At 40.8% G+C, this 1,252-nt stretch carries 1 protein-coding gene; it reads left to right on the plus strand.

Going from position 1 to position 1,252, the window contains the following annotated elements:
• Positions 1–1,053: transposase (locus L654_RS01000000125615; protein WP_024607588.1), on the plus strand; the 1,053-nt coding region annotated here is incomplete at its 5' end.
• Positions 1,054–1,252: the final 199 nt, after the last annotated feature.

A 1,252-nucleotide genomic window follows, 5' to 3' on the forward strand; every position in this document is an offset into this window, starting at 1 on the left:
CGCAAAAAAGCAAAACTAGAACGCGCAAGCAAACGTATTATTGAACGCCACCAATCACAAGATGGACTGGGCGAAGAGTTGATAACTCAGGACTTAAAACAAAAAGAAAAGCTGGATAGAAATGCAGATAAAATCACCGAGTTTTTAGCCACTCACGAAGAGAAAACAGGCAGTAAAGGCAAGCCTGTTAAAAGTAATATCACTGACCCAGATAGTGCGAAGATGACGACCTCAAAAGGGACAATTCAAGGCTACAACGGCATCGCGATAAACGATGATAAACATCAAATCATCCTGCAAGCACAAGCGTGGGGCTCAGTGGGCGAACAACAAACTTTACAGCCAGCCGTTGCACAATTAAAACAGCAGCTTGCTAAACTCAATACAGAAAAAATGGCAGATAAACACACCATCAAATTCACCGCAGACAGTGGGTTTAACAGCGAAGTAAACCTTGAGTTTATGGCGCAAAGTGGGTTCGATACCTACATTGCGGATAACCAATTTAGAAAACGAAATCCGCTATTTAAAGCCAGCGAAACATACGAAACTGAGCAAGAAAAGCGCCGACTAAAACGCAGCAAAGGCAAGCCTCGGTTATTTACCTCAGACGATTTTCATTATGATGAGGCAACGCAAACATGCCGCTGCCCTGCAGGCAATGCCATGTGGCGAAGCGGGGTCAATGTAAACAGCCATAACCAACAATACACACGATTCTGCGGTTACTTAAAAGATTGCAAAGTATGTCCACTACAACAGCAATGTATGCGAAAGCCACCCATTAAAACGGGGCGACAAGTACAGTTTATAAATAATAAATCACGCAAAAAGCTGAGCTATGTAGACAAAATGAAAGTAAAAATAGACAGCCCCATAGGTCGACGACAATATAGCAAACGACTTGGTTGTATTGAGCCAGTGTTCGGGAACATTACAGTGAATAAAGGCATGAATAAATTGACCTTACGGGGTCAAACAAAAGTGAATGCGCAATGGCAACTGTATTGCCTTGTTCATAATATAGAAAAGCTGCAGAACACGATGCATTAAGAAGGGTAAGCCCTCTTACTCTAAATAAAAGCCACTCAAACACCCGTAATCCCTTCCAAAACGCCAATTAAAACAATATCAAACACTTCTATATTCTGCGTAAAAATACAGTAATCAATTGAACCAAAATAGGAACTCAGCTATGGTTTGTTTATCAATAAAAACAAATTTAAAAACGAGTTAATCTACAGGCTCGTTA

It is taken from the genome of Pseudoalteromonas sp. TAB23, from assembly GCF_000498075.1.
In the GTDB taxonomy this organism is placed as follows: domain Bacteria; phylum Pseudomonadota; class Gammaproteobacteria; order Enterobacterales; family Alteromonadaceae; genus Pseudoalteromonas; species Pseudoalteromonas arctica.